This is a genomic window from Cellulophaga fucicola (assembly GCF_900119145.1).
GTDB lineage: Bacteria > Bacteroidota > Bacteroidia > Flavobacteriales > Flavobacteriaceae > Cellulophaga > Cellulophaga fucicola.
This window is the reverse complement of record NZ_FPIY01000003.1, coordinates 498,588-514,150: the sequence shown is the minus strand read 5'-3', so window position 1 is coordinate 514,150 and position 15,563 is coordinate 498,588. Positions and strand designations below refer to the sequence as shown.

The 15,563-nt window shown below is 30.4% G+C and carries 17 protein-coding genes; 15 read left to right on the top strand and 2 right to left on the bottom strand.

Features of this window, described 5'->3' with window-relative positions; genetic code table 11:
* The first annotated feature begins 65 nt into the window (after window positions 1-65).
* The 3 genes from BT107_RS12915 (at window position 66) to BT107_RS12905 (ending at window position 2,066) form a co-directional block, all read left to right on the top strand.
* The gene (locus BT107_RS12915) at window positions 66-584 is read left to right on the top strand and encodes a hypothetical protein (protein ID WP_072304226.1); all 519 of its coding nucleotides are present in this window, start codon (window positions 66-68) and stop codon (window positions 582-584) included.
* A gap of 22 nt (window positions 585-606) precedes the next feature.
* The gene (locus tag BT107_RS12910) at window positions 607-1,071 is read left to right on the top strand and encodes a hypothetical protein (protein ID WP_139254318.1); all 465 of its coding nucleotides are present in this window, start codon (window positions 607-609) and stop codon (window positions 1,069-1,071) included.
* Window positions 1,072-1,268: 197 nt separating this feature from the next.
* Window positions 1,269-2,066: a hypothetical protein gene (locus BT107_RS12905; RefSeq protein WP_072304224.1), complete on the top strand. Its 798-nt coding sequence runs from the start codon at window positions 1,269-1,271 to the stop codon at window positions 2,064-2,066.
* A gap of 3 nt (window positions 2,067-2,069) precedes the next feature.
* Here BT107_RS12905 and BT107_RS12900 read toward each other — a convergent pair whose 3' ends face one another.
* Complete coding sequence (locus BT107_RS12900; protein WP_072304223.1) at window positions 2,070-3,113, bottom strand: flavin-containing monooxygenase; 1,044 nt, start codon at window positions 3,111-3,113, stop codon at window positions 2,070-2,072.
* A 614-nt stretch (window positions 3,114-3,727) separates the two neighbouring features.
* On the opposite strand from BT107_RS12900, the gene BT107_RS12895 reads away from it, so the two are divergent.
* The 12 genes from BT107_RS12895 to BT107_RS12840 all read left to right on the top strand — a co-directional run bounded on the left by BT107_RS12895 (window position 3,728) and on the right by BT107_RS12840 (window position 14,733).
* Window positions 3,728-4,126, top strand: coding sequence for a hypothetical protein (locus BT107_RS12895; protein WP_244543125.1), 399 nt, complete (start codon window positions 3,728-3,730; stop codon window positions 4,124-4,126).
* A gap of 529 nt (window positions 4,127-4,655) precedes the next feature.
* The gene (locus tag BT107_RS12890) at window positions 4,656-5,219 is read left to right on the top strand and encodes a Crp/Fnr family transcriptional regulator (RefSeq protein ID WP_072304221.1); all 564 of its coding nucleotides are present in this window, start codon (window positions 4,656-4,658) and stop codon (window positions 5,217-5,219) included.
* Between the two features lie 60 nt (window positions 5,220-5,279).
* Window positions 5,280-5,858: an NAD(P)H-dependent oxidoreductase gene (locus BT107_RS12885; RefSeq protein ID WP_072304220.1), complete on the top strand. Its 579-nt coding sequence runs from the start codon at window positions 5,280-5,282 to the stop codon at window positions 5,856-5,858.
* A 358-nt stretch (window positions 5,859-6,216) separates the two neighbouring features.
* Window positions 6,217-7,197, top strand: coding sequence for a hypothetical protein (locus tag BT107_RS12880; RefSeq protein ID WP_072304219.1), 981 nt, complete (start codon window positions 6,217-6,219; stop codon window positions 7,195-7,197).
* Between the two features lie 119 nt (window positions 7,198-7,316).
* On the top strand, window positions 7,317-7,817 hold the full coding sequence (locus BT107_RS12875; RefSeq protein ID WP_072304218.1) for a hypothetical protein: 501 nt from the start codon (window positions 7,317-7,319) through the stop codon (window positions 7,815-7,817).
* Between the two features lie 256 nt (window positions 7,818-8,073).
* Window positions 8,074-8,727: a sterol desaturase family protein gene (locus BT107_RS12870; protein WP_072304217.1), complete on the top strand. Its 654-nt coding sequence runs from the start codon at window positions 8,074-8,076 to the stop codon at window positions 8,725-8,727.
* A 173-nt stretch (window positions 8,728-8,900) separates the two neighbouring features.
* On the top strand, window positions 8,901-9,434 hold the full coding sequence (locus tag BT107_RS12865; RefSeq protein ID WP_072304216.1) for a hypothetical protein: 534 nt from the start codon (window positions 8,901-8,903) through the stop codon (window positions 9,432-9,434).
* Between the two features lie 18 nt (window positions 9,435-9,452).
* A complete protein-coding gene (locus tag BT107_RS12860) occupies window positions 9,453-10,286 on the top strand; it encodes a helix-turn-helix domain-containing protein (RefSeq protein ID WP_072304215.1) in 834 nt (277 codons plus the stop codon).
* A gap of 189 nt (window positions 10,287-10,475) precedes the next feature.
* On the top strand, window positions 10,476-11,978 hold the full coding sequence (locus tag BT107_RS12855) for an aldehyde dehydrogenase family protein (RefSeq protein ID WP_072304214.1): 1,503 nt from the start codon (window positions 10,476-10,478) through the stop codon (window positions 11,976-11,978).
* 195 nt (window positions 11,979-12,173) lie between these two features.
* On the top strand, window positions 12,174-12,938 hold the full coding sequence (locus BT107_RS12850) for a hypothetical protein (RefSeq protein WP_072304213.1): 765 nt from the start codon (window positions 12,174-12,176) through the stop codon (window positions 12,936-12,938).
* Window positions 12,939-12,960: 22 nt separating this feature from the next.
* Entirely contained in the window at window positions 12,961-14,175 is a 1,215-nt protein-coding gene (locus BT107_RS12845) for an SH3 domain-containing protein (RefSeq protein ID WP_072304212.1), read from the top strand.
* 51 nt (window positions 14,176-14,226) lie between these two features.
* Window positions 14,227-14,733 carry a GNAT family N-acetyltransferase gene (locus BT107_RS12840; protein WP_072304211.1) on the top strand — a complete coding sequence of 169 codons (507 nt, stop codon included), beginning with the start codon at window positions 14,227-14,229 and terminating at the stop codon, window positions 14,731-14,733.
* Window positions 14,734-14,737: 4 nt separating this feature from the next.
* Here the strand turns inward: BT107_RS12840 and BT107_RS12835 are convergent, their stop codons facing one another.
* The gene (locus tag BT107_RS12835; RefSeq protein WP_072304210.1) at window positions 14,738-15,493 is read right to left on the bottom strand and encodes a LytR/AlgR family response regulator transcription factor; all 756 of its coding nucleotides are present in this window, start codon (window positions 15,491-15,493) and stop codon (window positions 14,738-14,740) included.
* Window positions 15,494-15,563 lie beyond the last annotated feature (70 nt).

Genomic DNA, 15,563 nt, shown 5'->3' with positions numbered 1-15,563 from the left:
TACAAGACGTAAAATAATCTTTTGTTTACTTCTTAAAAATAACAGTGACATAATTTAGGTAACTTATGAAAACCAAGATTCTACTAAACATACTATTCGCTTTTTTTATAACATCTTGCCTAGCACAAAATAATAGAATTGAAAATGCACTTACAGCATGTACCTACGAGGCTTTTTCTGATAATGGAATAGCATTTAAAAATAAAATTAGCTCTTACCAAAATTTACTAATTAAGGAAAAAATAATAACGGACCCAAGTGGAAAAAGTTACTTACAACTTTTGCAAAAATTTGCAGACGGAAAAGGGTTAAACAAAGTTCCTTCTAAATTTTTTATAGCACAACTACAAACAATTGAAAGTCCAAACAGTGATAAAGTTCGAGAATGTCAGAAAATAACTAAAAACGAATCTGAACAGTACAACAACTCTACTTTTAAAGCTTTTGAGAAAGTAATAAGCAATCAATATTCACCTAACTCACTTGTTGTAGCGCTTTTAAAACTACTAATAGAAGAAGATCTTGAACTTGATTTTTATAAGATAAGAATTCTTGTCCTTACTAGTAAAATCTACATGGAATAAAGAAGCAATAAAAACAAACAAAATGAAAAATATAGTTCGTGTTTTAATATTGTTTTTAGTATTTACTTCTTGTAAATACATATCAAAAAACGCAGGAGAAAATCTATCTTACGCCAGAAATTCAATTTCCCAACCAGCTATTAATGAGACTCAAATAATTGTTCAAAAAACACTTGACCTTCCTGAAATTCAATGGATTTACCATCAAGAATTAAAAGAAAGGTTGCCTGTAAAAGTGTTAGAATCTAAATTAATTAATAAACGTTTAATCCTGAATAAATTTGGACAAACGGTTAGCATACTATCAATGTCTGAATTAGAAAAAGAAGAAATTAAAGATTATGTCGTATTTAATAAAATAGAAATAGGCAAAGACATAGCTTATTTTGCACTGAATTATAAAATAGAAGGCGCTGGTTGCTGCGGAAAGCTCGTAAAAGAAAACGGAGAATGGAGCTTTAGTAATTATAGTGTTTGGGAGCGTTAAAATCTAGACACAAAATAGTCTCTAATCTTCTTAAAAAATGAAATAACATAAAACAATAAACACCCTATTTAAGTAATAATGTAGCACAAGGACGCCTGCTAAAATTGCGGCACGTATTCTATTTGGTTTCTATTTCCTAAATTAGGCGTTTAATACAAACTAACCATACGCTAGCACGTTGTTTTTAACTCTATAAAATGAAACTTCACATTAAAAGATTTCTTCTAATTGTAAATCTTCAAACCTTACTAATTTCTGGATTAGCTGTTATTTCTACAGCAATATGCATTCATTTTAAATATGAAGCTGAGTTTCCGTTAACCTTGGTTGCTACGTCTATTATTTTTCCTATTGTATTTTCTATTGGTGGTGCGTATAAAAGAAGAGAAGCTGCTTTAAAAGAATATGCAGCTATTAAAGGTTATTTACGTGCTATATACTTTGTTTCTAGAGATTGGATAGATGCTCCAAAACCAGAGAATGTAACAAAGATGAACAACATAATATACGATTTTTTTAGCAACTTTAAAATTATGTTTACCAGTCCAAAGTCAGATTTAATAGAGAATGAAAAACGTGTGTACGATAGTTTCTCTGACTTTTCTCTATACATAAAACACGAGTTAAGAGGAGAAGGCTTGTCTGCTGGAGAATGCTCTAGAACAAATCAGTATTTACAAAAAATGATGATTTCTTTTGAGTCTATAAAACACATTTACCAATACAGAACACCAAGAACACTACGTGCTTTTAGTTCTTTATTTATAAAAGTACTCCCAATTGTTTACGGTCCTTATTTTGCTTTTAAAGCAGAAGAAATGTCTTGGGGGTTAGAGTTTGTAATTCCTATACTCTTAACTATGATTCTTGTTAGCTTAGAAAACATACAAGAACATTTAGAAAACCCTTTTGACCAAATTGGCGAAGACGATATTAAGTTTAATGTAGACAAGTTTATAGAACGTTTAAACCATAAATCTACAGACAGTAATTAGCAACTAGTCGTTATCTTGCATAACACTTGCCAAGTAACTAGCATCTTTAGACACGCCACCTAAAGTAGCAGAACCACGTGTAAACATCCACGGTAAGCCAATAAAATACAAGCCAGTAATATTACTAACGCCTCTGTAATTTTTAGGGTAACTATCTGCATCTAGCTCAAGACCTTCAATCCACTTAAAATTGGGTCTGTAGCCTGTTGCCCATACAATGTTTTTAATGGTAGAAACTTTTTTGGTTTTAAACACAATCTCGTTTTGCAAGGCATCTTTTGTTCTACCAACCGATATTACATTTTTTCTAGAAAGAATTTCTTTAACATCTGTACCTATAACGGGTTGGGTAGACGAGTTTATTTTTTTCCCGATCCAACTATACTTGCTATAGCTTAAAAAACCAACCAAGGTAAACCACCACCAAATTGTTTTACCCAAAAAGTGTTGCGGTATAGATTTTACTGTAGTATCCCCAGAAAAATAAACCGTTCTAGAAGCATCCTTAGAGATCTCGTTTAATATTTGGTATCCAGAATCCCCGCCACCAACAACTAAAGCGTCACCGTCTTGCAATTGGTGTACACCCTTGTAATAGTTGCTATGCATTTGCAATACGTTGTCTGCAATTTTTGTGTTGCAAGGCGGTGTATATGGTGTATGAAAAGGCCCTGTGGCAATAACTACATTCTTAGCCGCTAACTCGCCATCTTTATGGGTAATAAAAAAACCTTCTTCTGTTTTGCGTACCGCAGTAACCAATGTGTTTAACTGTACCGGTATAGCAAACTCTTTTACATATAATTTAAAGTAATTGGCAACTTCTACTTTGGTTGGGTAATGGCCTTTAGGGGCATTAAATTTTAAACCAGGTAAGTGATTATATTGGGTTGGTGTAAATAATTTTAAAGAGTCCCATCTATTTAACCAAGAAGCTCCAATTTCTTTTTCGCCATCTAGTACAACAAACTCTTTTTTCATCATTTTTAAATGGTACGCCATAGCTAACCCAGCTTGTGCACCACCAATTACCACATAATCTAACATCTAAACCTTTTATAATTCTATGTAAAAGTAGAAACAAAAGTAGGACTAGCTAGTAGATCTGCGTTTAATTTTAAGTCTAGTAAAAATATAACTGTTATTGTAACCCTACACAAAAACATACCAACAATATGCTATTTTGGTGCAATTACACAAATACATATTTCTAATATAAAAAATAGTTTTAAATTGTAAGAAAAATAGGAACAAGATACTCAAGAAATGTTTGAACTTGACTCCGAACCAGAAGTGCATACTTATTTAGGAAATAATCCGATTAAAACACTTAATGAAGCTGAAAAAAAATAGAATGTCCAAAGTTAATAAATTTGATTACGAGAATCTTCCTCATAACTTTTACATTATGAAGAAAAATGAATGGAATAAAGGCCGAATTGCTAACACGGTATAAAAACATAGGGCGTTTGTGCTAAACCGAAAGGTCTGTGAATATTAACAAAGTCCGCTAAATATAAACCGAAACGATAGTGCTTATCACCTGCCCTACGTTTCTTATACTGAACGTAGTGCAAGCGCAGAAAAACCAGAATAGGAGTTAGAATATGCTAATTGAACATTTAATAACTAAAGCTGAACTGAATCCGAAAAAACTCTTTTTGATAGACGGATTTGGAGCAATTCTATCAGCCTTTTTATTAGGAGTTGTATTGGTTAAATTTGAAATAATCTTTGGAATTCCTTCTTCAACATTATATCTTCTTACCATAATGCCAATATTCTTTGCAACCTATGATTTCTATTGTTATCGAAAAACACATCAAAGAACTGGACAACTCTTAAAAGGAATCGCAGTACTGAATTTAATATATTGTTGTATATCAATAGGGTTCATGTTTTATCATTTTGGGACAATTACTAATTTAGGGTGGGTATATATCTTAATTGAAATTGCAATAGTATTACTCCTTGCTATACTTGAATTTAGAGTGGGAAGAAAAATGATTAAAGCCAGTACACAACACGTTTGCGGTAATGCAAAAAAAACACATATATAGACAGACTAAAATGATTAAGACTGACACTGAAAAACTCTAAATGAGATAGATACAATACACCTGCGTTCTTCTGAAGCAATAGAACAGAAACAATTTGATGATTATATTAATATTTTTTCAGAAAAATTAACATACAAACAATTCAATGGAAAAATAATTGACAAAAAGCAATTAACAAAAGATACCATAGTTTATTTTAGTCGATTAAAAACCTTAAAGAGTAAGTACGAAAGAAAAAATTATTCTATTGAGGGAAATCGATTTACAGAAAATTTAATTCAACAGGCAACCGTATCAATTACAGTATTTTTCTTTTTTACAAAGAAGTGGACTATTGAAAGAGAAGGAACTTATGAATGGAATAAAACTGAGGGTAATTGGAAAATTGAAAAAGTAGAAATTCTTAAGGAGAAAGTTTACTGATAAAAAAGCATAAACCGAAACAAAAATAATGCTACTTTACAAAGAGCTAAGGTATAAAGCAACTCCAAATTAAGGGCCTAATAAGGGGTAACAGTAATTAAACAAAATGAGGAACTATTTAGAAACATTTGATATACTTACCCCAGATGAAATTGATTTTTTTGAAAAAAAGGTAGTTCTTAAAAAATTGAAAAAAGATGATTTTTATATCAAAGAAGGTCAAACTTGTAAAGAAGTCGGTTTTGTAACTTCAGGATTATTTAGGTCATTTTACCATTCGTCAATAGAGGAAGAAGTAACATATTGCTTTACATTTTCCAATTCATTTGTGAGTGCCTATTCTTCTTTTTTATCTCAAAACAAAACAGTAGAGAATATACAAGCGCTAACCGATATTGAGATGTTAACAATATCAAGAAATGAAATTTTAAAGTTAGAGCAATCTAGCACCAATTGGTTAAAATTTTTTAAATTAATTGCAGAACAAGAATATATTAAAATGGAAAAAAGAATTTTCTTGTTACAAAAAGAAACAGCAGAAAAACGCTATCGTGATTTACTTATGAATCAACCAGAATTCTTGCAGTTAATTCCTCTTAATTTCCTTTCTTCATATTTAGGTATTACTCAAAGACATTTAAGCCGCATAAGAAAGTCTATTTCAAATTAGACATATGTCCTTTCTTAAAAAACTAATTGTGTAGTTCTTTGTAAAAAACATAGAACAAATATGAAACAAGTTTTAATAATTAATGGACACCCTGATAAAGAGAGTTTTAACTATGCTTTATCAGAAGCCTATATAAAAGGTGCAAATAAAACAGATGCAACATTGACCCAAATTAATATTTCTGAATTGGAGTTTAATCCCAATTTAGCATTTGGTTATCGGAAAAGAATGGAATTAGAACCCAATTTAATTGATGCAATTGACAAAATTAAAAAAGCTGACCATGTTGTATGGGTATTTCCAATGTGGTGGTATGGTTACCCTGCATTAATGAAAGGTTTTATTGACAGAATATTTTTGCCTGGAATTACCTACCTGCCTATTGAGGGAAAACCGTTACCAGAAAAACTCTTGAAAGGAAAATCGGCACGTTTAATTATTACAGCTGACACACCAAAATGGTACGATTTTCTAATTATGAAAAGACCAGCCATAAATCAGTTTAAAAAAGGGACTTTACAATTTTGCGGAATAAGCCCTGTTAAAGTAACTTACATTGCAGCAATTAAAAATTCAAGCTCAGGTTTTAGAGATAAATGGTTAAAAAAGGTATCTGTTTTAGGAGAAGCATTAAAATAACTACTACCAATACAGAACTCAAAATAAAAAATTAATAAATTATTCCTTAATTTGGGGTATTATTACAGCTAGTTCTTAGGTTGTAAAAACTAGTTTTTTACTTGCTATGTTTAAACATAAAACCACAGGCTACAATACACACAAATGAACAAATTAAAATTACTGTTAATCTGAATTGTATTAATTTCTTGCAATAATCAAAAAAGGAAAAAACTAGATAAAGGAACTTTAATTAACGGAAACAGAACTATGAAAGTTTATGATATTCACAGTAAACTTGAAGAGGTTTTAAAATTTATAAACAGAGAATATATTGAATACCATTAGCTAACAAATAGCTAAGATAAAGCAACCACAAATGAAAACACCTATTAAGCTATTCTTGTTACTGCTTTTTACTCTTTCTAGTATAAATTGTCTTTCTCAGAAAATAATTGACTATTATGAGCCTGTAAAAAATGACAGTCTAAGAGTTGGCCCTGGAGAAAATGATTTTTTACCTTTTATTCAGAAAGGTTATACGCTAATGCTTCCTGAAAATAAAGAAATTAAAGGTGTACTTATTTTCCTAGAGGACTCTATGTACGACAAGAAAAATAGGAGTTCAAAACAAATGTATAATCAAGCATATAAAAAAAACTTTGCAGTACTATCTGTTTCAACCGAAATTCCTCTTGACTTTTATTTTTCTAAATCATCTATGGTTTCTGCGCATAAGCTAATACATAAAGCCTTTACCACGTACAATTTGCCAAATAAAAATGTTTTCTTCTTGGGAGCTAGTTTAGTTGGGCATAGAGCTATGCGGTATATTAAATTTATGAAAGAGAGTCAATCTCAATTTCAACTTAACATAAAAGGTATTGTCATTTGCAATTTTACGTTAGATTTTACAAGAAAATGGCACCAACATAAGCGTGATATTAGAATTAACAGAATTGACCTTTGGGAACCAAAATTTATAAATTATTTGTTAGAAACACATTTAAAAGGCACACCCAAAACCAATCCAGAGAGTTATAAAAATTTCTCATCATACAGTTACTTTGATGAAAAAAACAAAAATGTAACCATTTATAAAAATTACGCTATTAGAGCCTATATAGAACCTTCTATAAAATATAAGTTAACAAAGCAGCTAAGAACCTTGTACGAGAATAACGCTACAGATATAGTTAGTTTTTTAGCTGAGTTAGAACTACAGGGAAATAAAAACACCGAATTAATTGTTTTACAACCTGAAGATAATACATCGTTAAAAAAGAATACCCAGTCTACCTGGGATGCTTTAAATAAAGATGAACTTATAGATTGGGTTTTAAAGCAAACGGAAAAGTAACTATAAAACAATGGTTATAATCAACACAAAAAGATAAAACAAAATTCTTATAAATTATTAATTCATAGTTTGTTACCTTTAATTATACCATTAACCGTTGCCATGAGCTTGTACTAATTATGAAAAACTTAATATACATTTTAGCTTTAGTCCTGTGTTTTTCTTCTAAAGCGCAGAACAAAGATTTAAAAACAGAAAAAAATAATGGCTTAGAAATTGACGGTAAATTGCTCTACAAAAATATTTTAGGAAACAACCAAGTTGCAAATTTTACAGGTATTGGAGCAAAAGACAATAAGACTTTAACAAATGCTTTATTAATAAAATCTATAGATAGCAGCTCTATTGAGTACCGAATTGAAACCTTAGTAGACTGGAAGTCACAAAAAGATAAAAAAGGAATTGCTGTTTTAGATACGTCATCACTTAACAGCGAAAAGTGGAAAATTAAAAACAAAGATGGAGGTTTAGAACCTGTCTTTAGATTTGTAGATAAAAGAAGTAATTGTATAATAGAGATTTTAATATCAAAAAAAGATTACAAAAACTCAATCTCAATAGTAAACCAAATTTGTAACGGTAAATCTACCTTACTAACCGCGAAAATGAGGTATAAATAAAAAGCTTGGTCCAAGTTATTAATTCATAGCTTATTACCTTTAATTTATGAAACTAACCATTGCCGTAACCTTGTACTAATTATGAAAAACTCTATTTCCAGAAGTCTAAACAATGGAATTTAGCTTTATTTAAAGATCAAAATAATAACATTGGTTATATAGATCGTAACGGAAATAAATAGTACAAATAACCTGCTAAGACTTATAAAAAAGCGTTCTTAGCAAACAATTTATAAGCTATAGAATTAAAATAGTGATGAATTTAAAAGAACCTTATACCTTTTTCTCTTTAGTAGTGTTCCTAAATATAGTTGCCTATCTAGCAAACATAGGTATTAGCTATTTTTGGAATAAAGCTTTTAAACACCAAACAACTATTAATAAAAAAGAAGTTTTATCTTCTTTACTTACCCTATTTATAAATATTGCAATTGCTATTCCTGGTTATATATTATGGACAAAGAATATAATTACATTTTCTAGCTTAAATATGTGGCTAACTTTTATACTACTTTTTATTGTTATGGATCTTTTAATGTATCTTTTGCATTGGGCTTCTCATAACATACCTATTTTAAAAAAAATTCATTTAAAACACCATGAACATACAGAGAGTTTTAATTGTGTAAGCTTGTATTATATGTCTCCTTGGGAGTCTGTTTTGTTTGGTGTATTGATAACCGTAATTGCAATTGTATTGCCAGTATCTATTTATGGCTTTATAATATTTCTTATTTTCAATTGGTTTTATGGCGTTGTAACACATTTAAATAACAGTGCTAACAATCCGTATTTCTTAATTTTTACAACTAATAATTTTCATAAAAATCATCACCATTTATTTTTTAAAAATTATGGCTTCTATACTTTTTTTTGGGATAAACTGTTTAAGACAGAAAAGAAAGATTAATATCTAAAAATAAGAGATGATTAAACTGTTTTCTAATATCTTAAAATGGATTTTGATTATACTATTTTTTCCGTTGTCATTAATTTTTATAGCATATTATAAGCAGAAAAAAGAAAAGAGTACTTATTGGGAAAAAGAAGAACCTAAATAAAATATAACCTACTACTATTAATATGAAAATTTTTAAAATACTATTACTTATTTTAGTCACATTCTCTAGTAGTTGTATTTCTATAAAATCTACTGCAACTGAAGATGTAATAGAACTTAATAATGCTACTATTAATAAAATTAACGGGACTTACTCTAATGTAGCAAAAAATAAATTAGAAACTGAATACACTTCTTTATGGAAACAAATGAAGTTTTTAAAAAAAGATACCATACCCAACTGGGAAGATCATAAAGTAGAATTAAAAGCAAAGAACAAACATAGAATAGAAGCCAAATTATGGTATAAAAATGTTCTAGTTTCCCAAAGAATGTTAAGAGGCAGAATTAGAGACAATCATTTCTCTGTAAAAAGACAAATTAAAATAGTTGGTGTTCCTTTTATATTCTTTTTTACAAAAGATAATAAGTACAAGATAGGACTTACAAAAGACAACCAATTATTACTAAACAGAGCAACAGATGATATAGGGATGATATTTCTTATGTCTGCCGGAAAATCTGAGCAATTTAACGCTCTCTACACTAAAGAATAATACAAAATAGATTATTAAATGCCTATAGATAACATACCTGAAATTTACTTTGATACACCATTAAAAAGCAAAGACATTTTTGTGTACGATTTTAAAATGACTAACGATGTTGTAAAAAGCAAGGTCAATTTAAGTATGAATATGTTTAGCTTTCTCCAAGTAGGAAAAAAACAAGTGCATTTTGCTAATACCTCTAAAGCAGTTAATAGCGAACAGTCTTTACTTTTAAAAAAAGGGAACTGGCTTTGGACAGAGTTACTAGATACAGAAACTATTTACTATTGCAAATTGTTTTTTTTCTCTGAAAAAAAACTAACCGATTTTTTAAGCAAATACACCAAAGACGTTAAGCCGTACCAAGAAAAAGTGCCTTATTTTGTGATTGAAAACGATGATTATATTGCATCATTTATAAGCTCTTTATCTTCTAAATCTTTTGAAGATAGTAGGTATTGCGACGCAATGCTAGCTTTAAAATTTGAAGAAATACTACTTTATTTACTAGATAAATATGGTAGTGTGTTTGAGCATTACTTGCACGCCTTAATATCTAAAGAGGTTTCACCATTTAAAAGTATTGTAGAAGACAATGTACACTCTAACTTAAAGCTAGAAGAGATTGCATTCTTGTGTAATATGAGCTTATCTACCTTTAAAAGACATTTTACTGCAGAGTACAAAGAAGCCCCAGGAAAGTGGTTAAAAGATAAGCGCCTGCAGAAAGCAAAAGAACTTTTACAAAGTGGCGACTTAAAGGCTTCAGATATTTATTTAGATATTGGCTATAACAACCTGTCTAACTTTAGTATAGCCTTTAAAAACAAGTTCGGAATTAGTCCAACAGATATTTAAAAAATTACAAATACACGTAAATACCTGATTATCATTAATCTAAAATAAGTTAGAAATTAAAAAGAGTTATTTTGAGCTTTTTTCATAAGTTTTTGAGCCATATCAATAAATAAGAAGCTTCTACTCCATTATACATTTGCATCATAATTACAAACGCTTGTTTTATCAGGCATTTAAAAAAATATATTTATGGCAAATGTAACTAAACCCGAATTTAAAGCGAAGTATGGTAACTTTATCGGAGGTAAATTTGTTGACCCAATAAAAGGGCAATATTTTGAAAACAGATCTCCAGTAGATGGTAAAGTATTTACCCAAGCTGCCCGCTCTACACAAGAAGATATAGACCTTGCTTTAGATGCAGCACATGAGGCGTTCCCTGCTTGGAGCAATTCTTCTGCAACAGAACGTAGCAATGCGTTATTAAAAATTGCTCAGGTTATGGAAGATAACCTTGAGTATTTGGCTACTCTAGAAACTATAGACAATGGTAAACCAATTCGTGAAGCCCGTGCAGCAGATATTCCTTACTGTATAGATCACTTCCGTTATTTTGCAGGTGTTATACGTGCAGATGAAGGTAGTATTTCTGAACATGATAAAGATACTGTTAGTATTGTATTACACGAGCCTGTTGGGGTTGTTGGTGAAATTATTCCTTGGAATTTTCCAATGCTAATGTTAGCTTGGAAAATAGCACCTGCATTAGCTGCTGGTTGTACAGCTGTTGTTAAACCCGCAGAACAAACTCCTACAAGTGTTATGATGTTAATGGAACTAATTGGTGATATTTTACCAGCTGGTGTATTAAATATTGTAACTGGTTTTGGTAAAGAAGCTGGTGCTGCTTTAGCAACGTCTAAACGTATTGCAAAATTATCGTTTACAGGTTCTACAGAAACAGGCCGTACGGTATTACACAATGCAGCAGAAAACATTATTCCAGTAACTATGGAATTAGGTGGTAAATCTCCTAACATTTTTCTTCCGTCTGTAGCAGACAAAGATGATGAATTCTTTAGCAAAGCAATAGAAGGTGCATTAATGTTTGCCTTAAATCAAGGTGAAATATGCACGTCTCCTTCACGTATTTTAGTACACGAAGATATTGCAGATCGTTTTGTAGAAAAAATGCAAGAACGTTTAAAATTAGTTAAAGCCGGAAACCCGCTAGATCCAGAAACAATGATTGGTTCTCAAGTATCTAAGGCACAATACGAAAAAATACTTAACTATATTAAAATTGGTATAGAAGAAGGTGCAACTGTATTGGCTGGTGGCGATGCTGGTAATTATGAAGGTGAATTATCTGAAGGTTACTACGTACAACCAACAGTTTTAAAGGGTGATAACAAAATGCGTGTTTTCCAAGAAGAAATTTTTGGCCCTGTTGTAGCATTAACAACTTTTAAAACTACGGAAGAAGCTATTGCTATTGCAAACGACACACCTTACGGTTTAGGTGCTGGTGTTTGGTCTAGAGATGCACATGAATTATACCAAGTACCACGTGCTATACAAGCAGGTAGAGTTTGGGTAAACCAATACAACACCTATCCTGCACACGCTCCTTTTGGTGGTGTTAAGGAATCTGGTTTTGGTCGTGAAAACCATAAAATGGCATTAGATCATTACCGTGTTGTAAAAAACATGCTAATCTCTTATAATAAAAAACCAATGGGTTTCTTTTAATTAAACTTTTTTAATTAATAAATATAAGGCAGGTTTCAGTTTTTACTGAGACCTGCCTTTTTTAATACGACATCAAAATAAAACCAGAAGGTCATAAATTTTTCTTCACGAATATACATTCCCACCTTTAAAATATACAATGCCAAATACAGATGAAGTCAAGTATTTCTATCTTAGTGAAAATAAAGATTTTTTATGAGGATGAATAAAATTTTAACGACTCTAGTTTTGGCCATCTTATGTACAGCCTGCACAAAAAAAATAGGAAAAGACAAATTAGATTTAGAAAACTTTAGCCTAAGCTTTAATGTAGATGATTTTTATGCTGATGAAATAGCAAAAGAAAAAACGTACGAGTCACAAATAGTTCAAATTTATAACGATAAAAAAAAAGAAGAAGACTTTGGAGATGACTTAGTAACTATGTGGGATTTTTTTTCAATAACTACGGATACAATTCATATAGGTCATTTTTATGACGATGAAAAAAATGATATTGTTGGTATAGATTATACTATGGGATCTTGGCGTGTTAACGATAGCCTAGCCTATTACAATAAAATGTATTTTGAAAAAATTAATATAATGAAAACTTCTGATGATGATTTTATTGCTTTAGCTGCTACAAATGAAAGTTATGGCGTTGAAAATTTTGAAAACTTATTACACTATATAACCAGTAAGCACGGAGAACCTAAAATAACTGAAGATAAATTTTATGACGATTATTATTTGTACTCTTGGTTAATAGATAACAATTTAGTGGCTATAACATCTACACACGATAATAAAAATAATACATTAAACCTGGATCTTATCATAAACAAAGGTAATGCTAACCCTGACACGGTAAAAAAACCAACAGTGAATACAAGATTGTTTGTAGTAAATAAAAAATACAAAGACTCTATTACTGGACAACAATGGAGTGGAGATTGGATCTATCTAAAGCTAAAATAACCAATACGCAACTCTAATAAATATGAAAAACAGAATAAAGATACTACTGTTAATATTACCTTATTTTCTATTTAGTTTTTCTACACAAGAAGACGTGTTAAGCTATTTTGTCACTGCTAAATCCGGACTTAATTACCGAGATGCTGCAAACGGAAAAATACTAGGCAAACTACCTTATTTAGCAGAAGTAAAAATTGTTGCTTATACAGGTATTTTTGATGAAATTAAAGATGAAAACAAGCTCATAAAAGGAGAATGGGTTGGTGTACAGCAAAACAACAAAACCGTTTATGTTTTTAATGCATTTTTATCTACATCTAAAATAGAGGTTACCCAAGAACAAAACACTATACTAAACAAAGATCAAGAAAATTTATATGCAGGGTTTAAGGTGTTTGATCTAACTAATAATAGTGATATAGAAAACTCACCAGGCTTTGTAAATCTATCAGAATTATTAGATTACGAAGAAGAACAAGGTGTGTCTATGGTTCCTGAAAAATATTTAGAGAGCATTAGTATAGAAGAATCTAGAAGTTATTTAAAAATAGAAGACACTTACAGAGATTACTTTTTTAAAAACACAAAAATATCTAAAACTGATAAATTGTTTATTTACAATTATAAGTTAGATGTACTTTTAACGTTTAATCTAAAAGATTTAGATGTTGTAATTTATTTAAGCCCGTACGAAGGTCACACTAGCGGAATTACCGATAGTGATTACATGTATGGTTTTAAAATTGATGCAAAACACATTAAAAACTGGGGAAAGTATAGCCTTAATTCTTTTGTATATTTAGGTAAAGAAAACCCATTTACAAGAGGCAAAATGAAACCTATGATTTGGACTAAAATTCCTCCAAGTCAATTTCCTTTAGATTTAAAAAGCTATAGCGTTACCATAGACCAAAAACTTAAAGGTTTATATACATTTAAAAATGATGATTTAACGTATTACTATTCAGATTATGGGCATTTAGTTGTTTTAGATGCTGAAAAAAAAGTGAAACTTAACGAAATTCTATACCAAGGAGAGTCTGCTAGTTTAGCTCCAATTTCTATAGTAGGAGAAGAAAATTCTGAAACAGAAAAGGAACAATGGGCAGGCACATTATTTAAAGACAAATCCTCTGTGTTATTTGGTTTTCATTACGTATCGTTTGGTTGCCCGCATATAAAGGTTATAAGTAATGAATTTAATTATATTCCGATTCTTTGCGATAACAGACATTAGCAATACCCTTACACAAATTACAGTTTAAAAATAAAGTTGTATTTTACTAGAATGTTACAAAGTCAAAGAATACAATTTAAGCCCTTAAGTATAACCTACAAAAAACCATTAGAAGACTTGTTTTGCAAAAATCCACTTGTAATGCAAAATACGCTAAAAGGGCGCGTTTTAACTGCTAACGAACTACAAAAAATAGTTGAAGATGATTTTATTACCTCAACAGATGAAACTGTTGGTTTCTGGTGCTTAACCAATAAAGAAGACAATACATTTATTGGGGTTTCGGGCTTATTAAAATGCGATTATTTAGGTAAAGAAAGTTATGAATTTGGTTTTATATTAGACGATAATTTTTGGGGAAAAGGCATTGCTACAGAAATAGGAGAATTCTGGATAGACTATGCCAAAAACCAACTTAAACTAGATGAAATCTTGGCTACGGCTAGCCCAGAAAATCACGCATCTAGGAGAGTATTAGAAAAGTTAAATTTACATATGGTACGCCAGTTTACATCAAAAGAGCGTGGAGCTAGACTATTGTATAGTAAAAAACTATAGAACCTTATTTATTTAACCACGTTTTAAAACTTTTAAGAGCAAACTTACTAACGAGTATGGGTTTTGTGCTTGCGTGGGCAACCTTTAAATGCAGTTCTATTTTTTGCGGACTGTGTTTTACTATTTCCTTAATGGCACTTATGTGTATAATATAGTTTCGGTTTACCTTAAAAAAAGTTTCTGTATTTAGTTTTTCAGAAATATCACGCAAGGTGTCTTTATACAAGTAGTTTTCTGAATTAGTTGTAAACAGAAATAAATTTTTTCCTTCGCTATAAAAAAAAGCTACATCTACACTTTCTATAGATTTTAAATGATGTCCAGAATTTACCAAAAAGCGTTCTTGCAGCGTTTTACTCTCTAATGCCTCTATTGACTTTGCCGTATTGTAAAATGAAAAATTCTCTTTTATCTGTGTATACTTTTGTAAAGCCATAATTACATCTTGAGACTCAAAAGGCTTTAATAAATAGTCTATTGTAAAGTGTTTAAAGACCCGTATGGCATAATCATCATAAGCAGTAGTAAATACTATAGGAGCTGTAATATTTGTTTGTGTAAAGGCCTCTAAACTTTTGCCATCACCCAAATGAATATCCATAAAAATTAAACTTGGTTGTGTGCTACTAAAAAAAGAAATCATTTCTTGTACAGATGTTAAATGCTTTATTTCTGTGATAGGAACAACGGTCTGCTTTTTTAATAAACCAATTAGATATTCTGCTGCCAAATCTTCATCTTCTACAACAACTACAAGCATATTCTTTTTTTATCAAAAATAAAAAAACCCGATAGAACTATCGGGTTTAATTGGGCAAATATTGCCCGTC